Source organism: Sorangium aterium (genome assembly GCF_028368935.1).
GTDB classification, from domain to species: domain Bacteria; phylum Myxococcota_A; class Polyangia; order Polyangiales; family Polyangiaceae; genus Sorangium; species Sorangium atrum.
Map to the genome: position 1 here is coordinate 1,782,059 of NZ_JAQNDK010000001.1, position 16,149 is coordinate 1,798,207.

Sequence of the window (16,149 nt, forward strand, 5' to 3'; positions counted from 1 at the left end):
TTGTTTTATTTTTCGGCGCCTTGGCGTCTTATGGCGTCTTGGCGGTTCATCTCTCGCTAGAACAACGTGATCGTTGTTCTAGCCGCAGCCGCCTTCGGTGTCCTCGCCGCCGCCGGCGCCCCCGCCGCCTTCGTTGCCCCCGCTCCCGTCTCCCTCGTCACCGCAGCTGATCGCCCACAACCCGGTCGGTCCGTCGCAAGTGGCGCTCACCGTGCCACACTCGCGCTTATACCTGCACGGCCCCACGCTGTAATAGGCACTGCAGTCAGTTCCGTTCTCAGGCTCTATCGAGGGACATGCGGTGCAGTGCTCGACCCATACGCCGTCGGCGCAGGTGACGCTGCAGGGGGAGCAGGCGTAGTCGCAAAGCTCGCCCTCCTTTGCGCAGCGCGCTCCCGGCGGAGCGCCCCCTCCTGAGAAATCACACGCGACGGGGGTGTCGCCACCGGTCGATGCGCTGGACGACGTGGTCTCCTCGGGCGCGCCGCCGGTGCCGCTCGATACGCTGGAGGACAGGGGCTCGTCGGGCGTGCCGCCCCCCGAACCGGCGCCGGAAGGCTGCTCGACCGCGTCGGAGCAAGCGAACACAGGAAGGAGCGTGACGGGAATGAGCCACCGGATAAAGGTCTTCATGCCGCTCCCTCAGCAACCGATGTGCCAGCGCAAATAGCGGTTTTCTGAGCGTGAAACGATGGAATGCGCCACGGTGAGCCGCACACTGCGCCGTCGGCGGCCCATGGCCATGGCACACTCTGTACATCGACGCCGCGCATCCGACCACGCAGACGTGGAGAACGCGTCCTCGACGCCGCGCCCCGTAACGAGGTGCCCCGTGCGCCGGCCCTCGGCGCGCAGGACTCTGAATGCCCGCGCCACCGCGAGCAACGGACGGCGACGGAGGCCATCAGGAAATGCGATCGATCGGAAGGCTAGGGAGCGCCGCTGCCTGCGGGTTCGTCATGCTGTGCGCGGGCGTCGCGTCGGCAGCCAGCGCGCCGTCCTGGGAGAGCGTGCCGCCGATGATCACCCCGCGGGGCGAGCACACGGCCACGGTGCTCCAGGACGGCAGGGTGCTCGTCGCGGGTGGATACCCGGAGGTGGACGAACCGCCGTACACGACGAGCGGGGCGATGAGCCTCCAGGCGGTCGAGATCTATGACCCGGCGACCGGGTCATGGTCGCCCGCGGCGCCGCTCCTCCAGGCCCGCAGCGGACACGCGGCCGTCCTGCTGCCAGACGGCCATGTCCTCGTGGCCGGCGGCAGGGCGAGGAACGCACAGGCGCAGGGCACATCCCTGTCTTCGACCGAGATCTACGACCCGTTGACCGACACCTGGACGCCCGCGGGGTCGTTGTCGATAGCCCACCCCGCGCCCTCGATGATGCTCGCCGGCGGCAGGCCGGTGCTCGTCGGGCTGGCCTGGCAAGACGTCTACGACGAGTTCGATGGCCAGTTCGTGCTGCACTATTACCAGAACGCAGCCATCTACGACCCGGCGTCGCGCGGCTGGACGGACCTTCCGCACTGCAATGCCGTGGACCGGTGGATGAGGCTGCCTTACAGGCCCCAGCCTGTGAGCGCGACCCTGCTCAACGACGGCCGCGTGATGGTGGCCGGAGGTGGCTGCAGCGTCTATGACCTGGAGACCCGGCTCTGGACCTGGGAGCAGGGCGCCGTGAAGCCGACGACCGAGTATGGGTATCCCGGCGCGACGACGCTGCCGGGCGGCGGGGTCCTGGTCGTCGGAGGCACCTTCCCCGCCAGCCTGGACCCGGAGAGTCACGCCTTCTCGCAGCTCTACCTGCCGCAGGACGACCGCTGGGAGTCGACCCCCGGGCCGTATGCTCCGGCATCGAGCCCGTGCGGGTGGGACACCTCGAGTATCCAGGGGATGCGCACCTCGCTGCTCCCGAGCGGGAAGGTGCTGTTGACCGGAGGCGTGGAGCCATGCAGAGCCGTGGGTTCGACAGCGAACCTGGTCCCCTTCTATGCGACCCAGGCGCTCTTCGATGAGGCGACCGGCTCCTGGTCGAACCTCGACCTGGCGCCGCCCGTGACCATGGCGCGGGCCTACCATTCCTCGACGCGGCTCAACGACGGCAGCGTCCTGATCGCCGGCGGCTACGTCGACGCCGCGACCGCCACGGCGTCTGCCGTGCTCTTCCGCGAGCGCTCGGCGCTCGGCGGGGCCTGCGACACCGACAGCGACTGCGGGAGCGGCTTCTGCGCGGACTCGGTCTGCTGCGACGCGGCCTGCGCCGGCCCCTGCGACGCCTGCGCGGCCGCCTCGGGCGCGTCGCAGGACGGCGTCTGCACCCCTCTCACGGGCGTCGCCTGCGACGACGCGGACGCGTGCGTCGCCGGGGGTCTCTGCGAGGCGGGCGCATGCGTCGGCGGCGCGCCCGCGCCGGACGGGACGCCGTGCAGCGACGGCGACGTGTGCTCCGCGACGAGCGCTTGCGAGGGCGGGGCCTGCGTGGGGTCGACCCTCGCGGTGTGCCTGCCCGTCGATGACTGTCATGAAGCGCCTGTGTGCGACCCCGCGGCGGGGTGCGCGGCGCCCGCGTCCGCGAAGCCGGACGGTACGCCCTGCGACTTCGCCGGGTCCGCAGAGGGTTGGGAGGTGACGGGGCGGATGGGCGTCCTCCTCAACCTGCCTGCGGCCACGCTGCTCCAGGATGGGACGCTCCTCGTGATCGGCTTCGGCGAGACAGGGAATCCGCCGCGGGCGGGCGATGTCTGGCTCCGCTACGACCCGAGCACGGGCTCGTGGCAGCCCCCCGAGAAGTTGAACGCGGCGAGGCGCCCGATGAGGCTCGCATCGCTTCCGGACGGGAGGGCCCTGGGGATCGCCGATGGCCCGCTCCGGCGCCCCTCGCAGACGGTGCGATTCGACCCTGCGACGGGCGTCTGGTCGCCGGCCGCGCCCACCCTCGTGTCGCGCTATATGGCCGACGCGACGGTCACGCCGCTCGCAGACGGCCGGGTGCTCGTCGCCAGCGGCGACGGCAACGTCGACGGCGGCGGAGAAAAGGCCGAGATCTACGACTCCGTCACCAACACGTGGACCCTGGCAGCGCCCATGAACGTTCCGCGAAGCCTCGCCACGGCGACGTTGCTGCAGGACGGCAGGGTCCTCGTCACGGGCGGAGACAGGCAATCCCAGGAGGTGAGCGCGGAGATCTACGACGCGGCGACCGACACGTGGACACGCGTCGCCTCGATGCAATGGATGCGGCGCCGTCACGCGGCAACGCTGCTTCTGGACGGCCGGGTGCTCGTCGTCGGGGGACGAGTAGGAGTCACCGGCGTCAACATGAAGACGGCCGAGATCTACGATCCGGCGAGCGACACGTGGACCTCGACCGGAGAGATGGTCGAGCCACGGGACTCCCCCCGCGCAGCGCTCCTCCCCGACGGCAGGGTCCTGGTGATGGGCCTCCCGTCCCCATCCAGAGCCAATGACGGTGCCTTCACGGCCGAGATCTACGATCCGGCGAGCGACACCTGGACGCTCGCGCCGGCGCTGGACGTGAGGGCTCAGAGCGCCGTGATGGAGCGGCTCCACGACGGCCGCATCCTGATCGCCGGCGGCAGTTCCGGGTATCAACGTCTCGACAATGCGTGGCTCTATGTCGCAGCGCAGCCTGCGTCGCCCGGGATGTGCCAGAGCGGCGCCTGCGTGCCGGGCGAAGGCGGGGGCGAGAGCGCTGGCGCGGGGGGCGGCAGCGACGGCGCCGGCGGCAGCACCACGGGCGAAGGCGGCGGGGCCGTGAGCGGCAGCGGCGGTGCAGGCGGCACGGCCGCGGGCGGGCACGGCGGCGGCGGCGATGCCAGCGGTGGTATCGGCGGCGGCGACAGCGGCGGCGGCAGCGGCAGCGGCAGCGACGCCAGCGGCAGCGGCGGCGACGCCAGCGGCGGTGTTGGTGGCAATCCGGACGGCGGCGGCGCCAGCGGCGGTGTTGGTGGCAATCCGGACGGCGGCGGCGACAGCGGCGGTGTTGGTGGCAATCCGGACGGCGGCGGCGCCAGCGGCGGTGTCGGTGGCAATCCGGACGGTGGCGATGCCAGCAGTGGCATCGGTGGCAATCCAAGCGCCGGCGGCGGCGATGCCAGCAGTGGCACCGGTGGCAATCCCGGCGGCGGAACCAGCGGCGGGGGCGACGGGGGCGCTGGCGGCGACGGGGGCGCTGGCGGCACGGCCATCGGCGGCCAGGGCGGTGACACCAGCCATCAAGGGGGCGCCACATCCACCACGACCGGCGCTGGCAGCGATGACACCACCACCACCGGCGCCAGCGCGCAAGGCACGCAGAGCAGCGGCGGCGGCGATCTCCCGAGCGCAGGAGGGGGCGGCGGCTGCAGCATGGCCAATGGTCCTCGGGAGGCACCGTCCTGGTTGCTCGCCCTCGCGGCGCTCGCCGCCACGCGGCTGCGTCGGCGCCTCGTAAGGCCCCGACGCACCGCCTGAGCTCTCGAGAGCACGTGTACAAATCAGCGTGCTCTCGAGCCTCGAAAGCCAAGAAGCCCGCTGAGCCACCGGGCCGCCGCCGAAACGTCATGGCGTCCGGCGGCGCGCGCTCGTCGAGCCTCGCCAGCGCGGCAATGCAGCGACGACGCCCCGGCGCGCATTGCTGCCCCAGCAGCAGCCGGTGGTGATCCGCTGCTTCTGCACGAGCACAACCGGTGTCCGCCCAAAGCCGCCAGCACATGTTCAGCGCTTCACGCCGCCCGGGGTGATCGCTTTAAGATAAGCGGATGTCCAGCGAGCAACCCGAGCAAACCCTCCCCCTGCCCCGCGCCGAGAGCCGCGGGGCGAGCCGCATCCTCGACGCGCTGGAGCGCGCGGGCAACAAGCTGCCTGATCCGGCCGTGCTCTTCATCCTGCTGGCAGCGGTGGTCGTGGTCCTCTCCGCGGGGCTCGCCACGCTCCAGTTCAGCGAGATCGACCCGCGCACGAAGCAGCCGCTCGTGGTCCACAGCCAGCTCTCGGGCAAGGCGATCGCCGAGTTCCTCTCGACCATGGTGCAGACCTTCACGAGCTTCCCGCCGCTCGGCGTGGTGCTCGTGGCCCTGCTCGGGGTCGGCATCGCCGAGCGCTCGGGGTTCATCAACGCCGGCCTGAAGAAGGTCCTCGCGATCACGCCGAGGGTGCTGCTCACGCCGATGCTGATCCTCGTGGCCATCGCGAGCCACACCGCAGCGGACGCGGGGTACGTGCTCGTCATCCCGCTCGGCGGCGTCATCTTCCAGGCCGCCGGCCGGCACCCGCTCGCGGGCATCTCCGCGGCGTTCGCGGGCGTGTCGGGCGGCTTCAGCGCGAACTTCATCCCGTCGAGCCTCGACCCGCTGCTGCAGGGCCTCACGCAGGCCGGCGCGAGCATCCTCGACCCGAAGCGCACCGTGAACCCGCTCTGCAACTGGTTCTTCTGCAGCGCCTCCTGCCTCGTGATCATCGCGGTCGGCTGGTACATCACCGACCGCGTGATCGAGCCGCGCGTCGCCCGGACGCCCGTGGACGCCGCGCCCGAGGCGGAGCAGCTCATGACGGCGGCGCTCGCGCCGCGCGAGGCGCGCGCGCTCTGGCTGGCCCTCGCGTCGATGGCGGCCGGCGTCGCGTTGCTCGTCGCGGCGAGCGCGCCGGCCTCCTCGCCGCTGCGCGCGGCGAGCGGGCAGCTCACGGTCAGCGGCGCGCCGCTGATGAGCGCGATCGTGCCGCTCATCTTCCTCTTCTTCCTCATCCCAGGGCTCGTCTACGGCTACGCGGCCGGCACGTTCACGAGCCACCGCGACGTGATGGACGGCATGAGCAAGACGATGAGCACGATGGCGTATTACCTGGTCATGGCCTTCTTCGCCGCGCAGTTCATCTACCTCTTCAACCGCTCGAACCTCGGCGCGCTCCTCGCGCTGAAGGGCGCCGCGGCGCTGCAGGCGATGGCGCTCCCGAGCGCGGTGACCATCGTCGGCGTCATCCTGCTCACGGCGATCACCGACGTCCTCATCGGGTCCGCGTCGGCGAAATGGGCGCTGCTCGCCCCGATCCTCGTGCCCATGCTCATGTCGATCGGCATCTCGCCGGAGCTCACGCAGGCGGCGTACCGGATCGGGGACTCGACGACGAACATCGTCTCGCCGCTGATGGTGTATTTCCCGCTCGTGGTGGTCTTCTGCCAGAAGTACGTGAAGGGCACGGGGATCGGCACGCTCGTCGCGCTGATGGTCCCCTACTCGGTGACCTTCCTCGTGGCGTGGACGCTGTTCCTCCTCGCCTACTGGCAGCTCGGCCTCCCGCTCGGGCTTGACGCGCCGTATGTCTACCCCTGACGTACCCCTCCGGGGCGGCCGCCGCAAATAGCGCACCCGCTCGGCGGGTCGCACGAAGAGCCACGCGCTCGCGCGCGGGGCTGGGCTTGCCGGAGCCTCCCGCCAGCGTCGCCGGGAGGAACCGTTACACCTCGGAATCCAGACCGGCTCCCCGCTGCACCCCATTGCGAGCGCCTGCGAGTAGCACAAGCTTACCATGAGGCGCGCCCGCGCCCGATGGGCGTGCCGGGTGCAAGAGATCTGGAGTTGACGATGAATAAGGACATGAATGAATCTTTGCACGTCGCGGCAGAGCCGTCTGGCGACGAATCCAAGGAGATCAACCTTGCTGCTCTGAACCCTGATCCGGAGCACATCCGGAAGATCGGGAAAGAGGCGGTAAAGTCCGCGATGCTGTCGGTCGCAGACCTGCGCGAGGGGCGGAGGCGCCACGACTCGCTCACCCTCAGCGAGTGGACTGACTTCGGCTCCGCGCCGAGGCCCGGCGTGCTGCCGGAGGGCTAGCGAGGGCGTCGCTCCGAGGAGACATGCCCTCTCTGAGGCTGGGATCGGCGCGCGCCGCTGTCCGGCGCCCCCTTCCTCGCAACCCCACTCGTCATGGAGAGCGCCCGGATGGCCCCCGTCGTGAGACTGCCTATCGCAACCGACCGATCTCACGCCGTGCCCATATCGACCTATGTGGTGAAGGTGGTGAGCCGCTGCAACCTCAACTGCAGCTATTGCTACATGTACAACCTGGCGGATCGGACCTACGTGTCCCAGCCCGCGGTGATGCGCGAGGACGTCACGACGGCGCTGTCGAAGCGCATCGTATCGCACGTGGCCCGGCACGACATTCCGACCGTTCACGTCATCCTGCACGGCGGGGAGCCGCTCTTGCTCGGCAGACGCCGCCTCCGCGGGTGGGTCGAGCAGGTCAGGGGCGCGCTGGAGGAGGCCCACGTTCGCTCGCACTTCAGCGTCCAGACCAACGGTGTGCTGATCGATGACGAGTGGATCGATCTCCTCGCGGATCTCTCCATCAACGTGGGCCTCAGCATCGACGGCCCGAAGCGCTTTCATGACCGCCACCGAGTGGACCACCAGGGCGCCGGGTCGTTCGACGACGTCGTGGCGGCCATCCGGCGCCTCCAGGCGCACCCGAGGGGGCCCAGGATCTTCGCGAACGTGCTCGCGGTGATCAACACGGACATCCCACCTCGGGAGATGTTCGAGCTGTGGCAGTTCCTCGACGTGCCGGGCATGGAGATCAACCTTCCGCACGCGAACCATGAAAATCGGCCGCCGACGGGGGCGATGCCGTACGGGGACTGGATGATCGAGCTCTTCGACCTATGGTTCGAGCAGAATCGGCCCGATCGACACGTGCGGTATTTCGAGAACATCCTGCGCCTCTTGTTCGGGCATCCGATGAGCACCGACAACATCGGCGGAAGACCTGCAGGGGCGATCATCGTCGAGACGGACGGCGGCATCGAGCCGACCGACGCGTTCAAGTGCTGCGAGCACGGGCTCACGAAGCTGGGCATCAACGTGCTGCGCAACGAGCTCGACGACGCGCGTCGATCGTCGATCGTCCGCGCGATGCAGGGCGGCGTCACGGCGCTCTGCGCGACGTGCCACGCCTGCGATCTGCGGGATGTGTGCGGAGGGGGCTACATGCCGCATCGCTTCAGCCGGGAGCGACGGTTCGACAACCCCTCCGTATACTGCGAGGACCTGCAGAAGCTCATTCGCCATATCCGCCAGCGCGTCATCGAGTCGCTGCCCCCCGAGATGATCGCGGTGGTCCGTCCGAGCGCGGTCCGTCCCTGAGGGGACAGATCCACGCCGGCGAGGTCCAGCCGCGTCCGGATCTGGCGTGCAAGGCAGGCCAGGGCCCGCTCGGCCACGATCAGAGAGAGCCCTGACGAAGGCGCTCGCTCACAAGAACTCGCTGCCAGGGACGGGTCCACGGGAGACGCGGAGGTAATTGATTGGCATATGATCGCCCAGCGAATAGCGAAGCAGGAGCGGTTCACGCAGGAAGGGAGGAACGAGCTTCTTCGCGAGCCATCCCACGGGTCCGAGGTCGGGGAGCAGGCCGCGAGGGGAGAACTGCTCACTGAGCCACGAAAGAGCGCTGCCGAGCATGGCGACCCCCCCGATGCGCACCTGGCCTGCGGTCGGCCCCCTGTTGCTGATCCAGCCTTCTATCGAAGAGATGTACTCCTGACCGAAGTGCTCGAAGATCCCTGCCGAGCGCGGTGGCAAGTGCGGTATGATGTCTCGGGAATAGACGTGCCGGAAGAGCTTGTTCCCGAACTCTCCCTGAAACTTCGTGGCAAAAGCCTGGTCGCCGACCATCGGTTGGCCGAATGTGTAGATTCCGCGCAACAGCGGCCGCAGCTCACGGAGCTTCTCGTCCGAGTAGATCAGCGCCGCCGCGAGGACGGCGAGCGCGCCGCCCAGGCTGTGGCCGGTGATGTAGAGCGCCTCCATCTTGAACCGGAGCGCGTCCTCGAGCGCCCCGACCATGGACCGCAGTCTCTCCTTTTTGCGAGATTCGTCACCTTGCCTCAACAAACCCGACACCTCGTCACAGGACACACGGACATCCTCCATCGAGGGCTCCTGAGCGCAGCGCTTGCTTATCGCATCGCGCAGCGATGCTCCACAGATCGACTCACCGTTCTGGGCGGCGACAAGGTAATTTCTCACGCGTGACCATACCGACAGGATGCCGTGATAAAAGCCTCCGTGCACACGTCCAGCGGCATAAAACGCCTCCGTCTTCATATTGATATTGGCCAACCAATTGGTCAGAGGCTGCAGCTGCGATCCACGAAAGACGAGGATTCCCACCCGCCCATCCCTGCTCAGGACGAAGTGCACGAGCGAATCCATGAGAAAACCCTGATTATTGAACGTGACCGTGACACAGACATTCGAGAATCCGCGACGCTCCAACATTCTGATGACTTCCTCGTTGTCCGAGTATGCCCATGCCGACGCGGAAGCGAGGAGAGATGAAGCGGTGTGGTCGTATGCGCCTGGACTCACGTTCACGAGGTCATCGACGAGGTCACCGGCCCTCAAGCGTGCCGCGGCAGCCGCCCACTGCTCCGGAAAGAGAGCGATTGCACGCTGAAGTGTCTCGGCGATCCGGATGTCGTCGGCGCTGCTCGATATGTCCTGATCTGGCCACAAATCCTTGTCTGCCATGGCTCCCCTCGCTCCTCATCGCCATTCGGCCGGCGTTCGCTATGGAAGCTGCGGCGAGCACGCGCCTCCGGCCGGGACGCGCGTGCCGTCGCTCGGAGTCCGGTCGGCGTGAGCCGCACTTTTATCACCAGCGCTCATCGTGAGCTGGCTCGACGCGCAACGTAGTCTTCGCGCCGACGACGCGCCCCGCGCCCACCAACACCGGAGCGGGTCGACCCCACACCTCAAACTACCACCGCCTCCCCCCTCTGCAACCACCCGAGCGCGGCGGAGGCCTGCGAAGAGCCTGCCAGGACTTCCGACGAGAATGCGTGATTACCCAGGCCAGAAGATCGAGCGCCCTCGCAAGATATGGAGGAAAGAGAGACCAGAGCGATTCAAGGATACCGGGGTGGATCACCGCGCACGCCTCGGATCGCAAATCGCCCCCTTGGATCAAGCGGCTCCCTGACAGGGTGGCTTGGCCGCGTCTCCGAGCGTCGGCGCGGAGCGCAGCGCCCCCACGCTGCGCTCCGCGCGATCTGCGATCGAGCGCCCACCCAGGCAAGTCAAGTCTTTTCGGCGGCACGCTGGGCGGCCGAATTTGGCCCCATCTCTTCGCTCCTTGTGATCCTATCGGAGAGGCCGGTCGCAGGCGCCGCATCCTGCGCCCAGCCCGCGTCTACCTATGGCCGAGGTGCTCGCCGCGTCGCTCGCGTTCCCTGCCGTGATCTTCACGGTCTTGCTCGCGCTCGCGCTCATCTACTGGCTGTTCGTCCTCCTGGGCGCGCTCGACCTCGACCTGCTCGGCGGCGCCCACGGCGACGCCGCGCCCGACCTGGGCGGGCTCGAAGGCGCCGCCAAGGGCGCGCTCGAAGGCGCCGCCAAGGGCGCGCTCGAGGGCGCCGCCAAGGGCGCCGCGGAGGGTCTGGCCGACGCGGCCGACGGAGCCGACGGCGCGCACGGCGTCGGCTCGCTGCTCGCGGCCCTGGAGCTTCACCGCGTGCCGGCGACCGTGACGCTCTCGCTGATCGCGACGTTCGGCTGGTTCACGAGCGCCCTGTCGACGGTGCTCGTCGGGCCGCTCTGGCTCGGCTGGGGGTTGCCTGGCTGGACGCTCGGCCTCGCGGTGCTCGCGGGCTCGCTCGTCGCGGCCGTGCTCTTGACCTCGCTCGCGGTGCGGCCGCTCGGCCCGCTGTTCGTGACCCGGCACGCCCAGTCGAAGAAGGATCTCGTGGGCCGCGTGTGCGTCATCTCCACCGGGCGCGTCGACGAGCGCTTCGGTCAGGCCACGATCGACGAGGGCGGGGCGAGCCACATCCTCGACGTCCGGTGCGACACGCCCGGCGCGCTCCGCCGGGGCGACCGCGCGCTGCTCGTGAGCTGGGACCCGGACCGAGAGGTCTTCGGCGTCGAGCCGCTCGACGCCCTCCTGGGCCCTCCCCCTCCCCTGGCCGAGCGGGGTGCGTCCGGCGTGGAAGCGCGCCCGGCCGGCGTCGAGGAGGACGACGCGCCCGCGGCGCGCGCAGCGGACGAGCGGCAGCGCCGCGGCTGAACGCCGGCGTGGGCGCCGCGGCTGAAACGCCGGCGTGGGCGCCGCGGCTGAACGCCGGCGTGAGCGCCGCGGCTGAACGCCGCTGTCGGGCAGGCGGTTTCGTGTACGCTCGTCCCCGAGGGGGCGTCATTCGGCCCCCGACCCGGCTCTGAGCGGGCCTGGACGACCGACCCTCACCGACGTGAACGCGGGGGCCGGCGCCCTCCCCTCCACCGAAACGCGAAGGAGCTCCGCGTGCCCACTGTGACCGTCCCCTTAATCATCGTCCTCGTCGGCGTCCTCGCCTTCGTCGCCCTCGGGATGCTGGTGATGTACGCCAAGTTCTACCGCCAGGTGGATCAGGGCAAGGCGCTGATCATCAACACGAGAGGCCAGGACCCCATCGTCACCTTCACGGGGACGCTGGTGCTGCCCATCATCCACCGCGCCGAGTACATGGATATCTCGGTCAAGACGATCGAGATCGACCGGCGCGGCAAGGAAGGCCTCATCTGCAAGGACAACATCCGCGCGGACATCAAGGTCACCTTCTTCGTGCAGGTGAACAAGACGCAGGACGACGTGCGCACGGTCGGGCGGACCATCGGCTGCGTCCGCGCGTCGAACCCGGAGACGCTCGAGCAGCTCTTCGCCGCGAAGTTCTCCGAGGCGCTCAAGACGGTCGGCAAGCGCTTGAACTTCGAGGACCTCTACAAGGAGCGGCAGAAGTTCAAGGACGACATCATCGACGTCATCGGCAAGGACCTGAGCGGGTTCGTGCTGGCCGACGCGGCGATCGACTACCTGGAGCAGACGCCCATCGACCTGCTCGACAAGGACAACATCATGGATGCCGAGGGCATCCGGAAGATCACCGAGCTCACGGTCGCGCAGAACGTGCTGACGAACGAGCTCCGCCAGAAGGAGCGGATGGAGATCGGCAGCCAGAACCTGAACTCCGACGAGGCCATCTTCCGCTTCGATCAGCGCCGGGCCGAGGCCGAGGCGAAGAAGAACAAGGAGATCTCGGTGGCGCAGGCGCGCGAGCAGAACGAGGCCGCCCGCATCACGAGCGAGGAGCGGAAGAAGACGGTGCTCCTCCAGGAGAAGAACGACGAGGAGGCCTTCGTCGCCCGCGAGGCGAAGGAGCGCGGCGTCTCGGTCGCCCAGAAGAACAAGGAGCGGGAGGTCGCGGTCGAGACCGAGCGCGTCGAGAAGGCGCGTCAGCTCGAGATCGTGAGCCGCGAGCGCGACGTGATGCTCCAGCAGATCGCGCGCGAGAAGGAGATCGAGCTCCAGAAGAAGGACATCGCCGACGTGGTCCGGGCGAGGATCGTGGTCGACAAGACGGTGGCCGAGGAGGAGGAGCGCATCAAGGACGTGCGCGCGGTGGCCGAGGCGACGCGCCTCAAGGACGTGACGCGCATCAACGCGGAGGCCGAGGCGCAGGAGCAGCTCGTCAAGCAGCTCAAGGGCGCCGAGGCGAGCGAGGAGGCGGCGAAGTTCCGGGCGCGCGAGAGGCTCATCACGGCCGACGCCGAGCTCGAGGCGAGCGACAAGGCCGCGCGCGCGAAGATCCGCCTGGCCGAGGGCCTGCAGGCTGAGTCCGCGGCCGAGGGGCTGGCGCGCATCCGGGTGAAGGAGGCCGACGCGCAGGCGATCGAGAAGCAGGGGTTCGCCGAGGCCCGCGTCACGCTCGAGAAGATGAACGCCGCCGCCGCCGGCGAGGAGAAGCAGGGCCTCGCGCGGGTGATGGTCAAGGAGGCCGAGGCGATGGCGATCGAGAAGCAGGGGCGCGCCGAGGCGCTCGTCGCCAAGGAGCGGCTCCTCGCCGAGGCGGCGGGCATCGAGCAGAAGGGGCTCGCGGCCGCGCGGACGCGCGAGGCCGAGGCGCTCGCCCTGGAGAAGACGGGCCTCGCCGAGGCGACCGCGATCAAGCAGCGGCTCCTGGCCGAGGCGGCGGGCACCGCGGAGAAGGCGGCGGCGATGAAGGCGCTCGACGGCGTCGGGCGCGAGCACGAGGAGTTCCGCCTCCGGCTCGAGAAGGAGCGGGCGGTGGAGCTCGAGTCGCTGCGCATCCGGGCCGAGATCGCCAAGGCGCAGGCCGAGATCCTGCACGGGGCGTTCGAGCACGCGAAGATCAACATCGTCGGCGGCGACGGGGCGTTCTTCGATCGCTTCGTCAAGGCGGTCACCCTGGGCCAGTCGGTCGACGGGCTGGTCGACCAGAGCGCCACGGTGCGCGCCCTGGCCAGCGACTACCTGAACGGCAACGCGAGCGTCACGGAGGACCTGAAGCAGCTCGTCGCGCCCGGGGGAAAGCCCTCGGACGGCACGCTGTCGGGGATGCTGACGTCGCTCCTGCCGAGCGCCGACGCCGACGGGAAGAAGAAGATCGAGGCGCTGGCCCAGAAGGCGCGTGAGCTCGGCATCGACGAGCTCGTCAAGGCGCGCGGCCCGCGCGCCTGAGCGGCGCTCTCCCGCTTCGGAGACGAGCCCACCTCGACGTCTTCCATGCTCGGCGCCTGAAGCGCGCCGTCGCTCTCATCCACGCCCCACCGAAGAACAGTTGCTCCCCAATCGCGCGCTTCACGCGCTCAGGGAAGGGCTCCCGATGTCTCCTACTCGGCGAGCAGGACGCCCGAGCGCGCGCAGAGAGCGAGCTCTTCATCCGTCGGGAACGAGAGGTTGTCCTGCTCGACCTTGATTGGTTGCCCGTTGGCCGTGAGCGATCGCAAGACGTCAGAAAATCGCTTCGCAGAACTGGCGACGAGGTGAAAGAAGGACTTTTGCCCGAGGACTGCCTTGGGGTGCCGCAGCACGAATCCCGGACCTTGGTAATAGGCGTGGCCGAACGTGTCGAGCTTCCGCTCGATCACCCCGCGAAGCTCCTCGATCAGTCGCGCGGCGTCCTGCGGATCGAGGAACCCACCGAGGCACGCGTCCGTGCGCCAGCGCTCGTACTTCCAGTCGAGCGCGAGGCGCAGCAAGGTCGACTCGAGATCCTCGCCGCCCGCCTCGATGTCGTAGCACATGTGATCTGTGATGTAGAATCGGCCTCTGGCGTCAACGCAGAGCTGATGGTCCAACCTCACCGTACCCACCCGATGCACCTGCTCCCCTTTGATTGACCCGACACGTTCGCGTTCGGGAGCCGTTTCGGCGATGAAGCCCGGCGCCACCAGAGGCTTGATATGGAAGAGAGCCCAGTAGGTCAGATCGTCCTCTGCGATAAGGCCACCATAGTCGCGCTCCAGCGCAGCGAGTACAGGCCAGAGGTCCGCGCCGTAGAGCTTTCGAAGGTGCTCCTCGGTCCGCCGGAAGCAGTCCACCCTCTGAATTCGCCGCGCTTCAAGGTATTCCTGCAGATCGGGGATCGGCTTGAAGAGCTCCACGATCGGGCGCTTCCGCTGTACGAGGAGCTCGCCCTCACTCCACTCGGCCCACTCCGTCCCGATGTCGCCGTAGTGGAGGGCCTGCTCGATGCGCCGGTCTGCGGTGGCACATATCGATAATTCACCGATGCCGGTCTTCATATGATACTGAGGTTCTTCAGGCACCGGCTGGTACACTTCGACGAGAAGCGCGTCCGCGCGGCCATCGTGCAGGCCGATCTCGACACCCGTGGCCTCCGCCGCAGCGAGCAATGTCGGCAGATCGTCGAAGGACCGAGCGGCGATGCGGTCTTGCACGACAAACCACTGATCGTCCGACCAGCAATGGTCGTGCGCAGAAGACGCGGCGAAGTTTTCGACGATACGGATCTTGTTGGCCAGCTTTCTGGCATCGTCGCGAGAGCGATCGTGGATTCGGAAGCCGTAGGCAGCCGGTACCGGGATGAGCTCCGCCGCGAGTCTCTCAAGAAAAATGCGCAGGCTCGCTCCCAGTCGCTGCTCGAATCTTCCGACGTAGACCGCGCCATCCCTGCTGGCAAGCACGACAGGCCGGCCGGACGCGTGTCGTGCGATCACGAGACCAGGAAGATCCGAGCGCCGCTGTCGAGGAGAACAGTCGAAGTCGGCAAGCACGCCGAAATCATCGTCGCCGAGAACGGGCAGCCCGCGACCACTCGTGAGCTGCAAGAGCAGCGCCGCAGCCTCGACCCACCGCGGAGTACAACCAGGAGGCGCCAGCTTAGCGAGCGCGCGCCGGTCGTGCGGTCGGCTGATGACCGCGGCTGCGCCGAGCTGCGAGAGGCCATCGGAGAGCTCCCGGTTGCCGCTCATCATCTCCCCACGCGCTGAAACTGGTTGTCCGTGATCTTCCACATGCCAACATCGTGGATGCCGCCTGGCCGCTGTGGCTGAGGCTCATGCACTTATCGTCATTCCGTTGCCTTGATCCCTGCTTTGCGAAGAGCCGCCAGTCTGGCCGGACCACCAGGGCGATATGTGTCTACTGCGACGGCAGCACCGGGGTAGCGCTGCACGACACGCTGAACAAGATCAACCACCTCCGCAGGGGAGCTCGCAACGACGAGCGTCTTTTTCTTTCCACTCTCTGGTGACCCGACGACCCGGACCCATGTGGAGGAGCTGCGCCAATTCGTGACAACAGAATCCGATGCCTCCTCGACCCTCTGCAGCTGGAAAGGGCTTACCAGAGCCCCACCCACGTCGGCATCGATCGAGATGGCTGCATGATCCGGAATTTGCGACATCATTTCGGACTCAAGCGCGACATTTTCCAGGAAGACGCGCACCGAACCAGCCTCGACCTCTATCTTGTCAATCATTCCAATGTGTAGCCAGACTCTCCCGACGCCATCAATGTATAGATGACTTTCGTCTGCATACAGACCGATCAGTATCAGCTCGCACCCGAGCTGCGCATGCATGACGCGAGGCCATGGCCGTGAAGTAAGACATGCCGACGGATACCCCGGAAGTTCCGTGATTTGCTCCTCGGGAGGCGTCAGCAAGATCATCTGATACAAGCCTATGGCAAAGTCAGGCTGCCTGTAAGGCTTGCTTGCACGCTTTACCATACCGCCAAAGTCTTCTTCGACCTCGAACACGGCGTCGTACCATGGGACGCTTAGGCGCTCTAGCTCTGCGGCGAGCGTCTCCCAGTTACACGAGCGGGACACGTCTCGGAACACCCC

Annotated in this window: 10 protein-coding genes; 6 read left to right on the forward strand and 4 right to left on the reverse strand. The window is 68.1% G+C overall.

What is annotated here, in order from left to right; genetic code table 11:
- Positions 1-78 precede the first annotated feature (78 nt).
- Positions 79-633, reverse strand: coding sequence for a hypothetical protein (locus POL72_RS06475; RefSeq protein ID WP_272094144.1), 555 nt, complete (start codon positions 631-633; stop codon positions 79-81).
- A gap of 278 nt (positions 634-911) precedes the next feature.
- Here POL72_RS06475 and POL72_RS06480 point away from each other — a divergent pair, with 278 nt between their 5' ends.
- The 4 genes from POL72_RS06480 (at position 912) to POL72_RS06495 (ending at position 8,143) form a co-directional block, all read left to right on the forward strand.
- On the forward strand, positions 912-4,472 hold the full coding sequence (locus POL72_RS06480; RefSeq protein ID WP_272094145.1) for a kelch repeat domain-containing protein: 3,561 nt from the start codon (positions 912-914) through the stop codon (positions 4,470-4,472).
- Positions 4,473-4,759: 287 nt separating this feature from the next.
- Positions 4,760-6,328, forward strand: a complete 1,569-nt coding sequence (locus POL72_RS06485; protein ID WP_272094146.1) for an AbgT family transporter — start codon at positions 4,760-4,762, stop codon at positions 6,326-6,328.
- A 264-nt stretch (positions 6,329-6,592) separates the two neighbouring features.
- Entirely contained in the window at positions 6,593-6,832 is a 240-nt protein-coding gene (locus tag POL72_RS06490) for a hypothetical protein (protein WP_272094147.1), read from the forward strand.
- A gap of 156 nt (positions 6,833-6,988) precedes the next feature.
- On the forward strand, positions 6,989-8,143 hold the full coding sequence (locus tag POL72_RS06495; RefSeq protein WP_272094148.1) for a radical SAM protein: 1,155 nt from the start codon (positions 6,989-6,991) through the stop codon (positions 8,141-8,143).
- Between the two features lie 108 nt (positions 8,144-8,251).
- Here POL72_RS06495 and POL72_RS06500 read toward each other — a convergent pair whose 3' ends face one another.
- Positions 8,252-9,532: a lipase family protein gene (locus tag POL72_RS06500; RefSeq protein ID WP_272094149.1), complete on the reverse strand. Its 1,281-nt coding sequence runs from the start codon at positions 9,530-9,532 to the stop codon at positions 8,252-8,254.
- Positions 9,533-10,199: 667 nt separating this feature from the next.
- On the opposite strand from POL72_RS06500, the gene POL72_RS06505 reads away from it, so the two are divergent.
- Both POL72_RS06505 and POL72_RS06510 read left to right on the forward strand, forming a co-directional pair.
- Complete coding sequence (locus POL72_RS06505; RefSeq protein ID WP_272094150.1) at positions 10,200-11,066, forward strand: OB-fold-containig protein; 867 nt, start codon at positions 10,200-10,202, stop codon at positions 11,064-11,066.
- A gap of 234 nt (positions 11,067-11,300) precedes the next feature.
- The gene (locus tag POL72_RS06510; protein ID WP_276596386.1) at positions 11,301-13,514 is read left to right on the forward strand and encodes a flotillin family protein; all 2,214 of its coding nucleotides are present in this window, start codon (positions 11,301-11,303) and stop codon (positions 13,512-13,514) included.
- Positions 13,515-13,666: 152 nt separating this feature from the next.
- Here POL72_RS06510 and POL72_RS06515 read toward each other — a convergent pair whose 3' ends face one another.
- Positions 13,667-15,274, reverse strand: a complete 1,608-nt coding sequence (locus POL72_RS06515; protein WP_272094151.1) for a hypothetical protein — start codon at positions 15,272-15,274, stop codon at positions 13,667-13,669.
- A 95-nt stretch (positions 15,275-15,369) separates the two neighbouring features.
- Positions 15,370-16,146 carry a hypothetical protein gene (locus POL72_RS06520; RefSeq protein WP_272094152.1) on the reverse strand — a complete coding sequence of 259 codons (777 nt, stop codon included), beginning with the start codon at positions 16,144-16,146 and terminating at the stop codon, positions 15,370-15,372.
- Between the last annotated feature and the right edge of the window lie 3 nt (positions 16,147-16,149).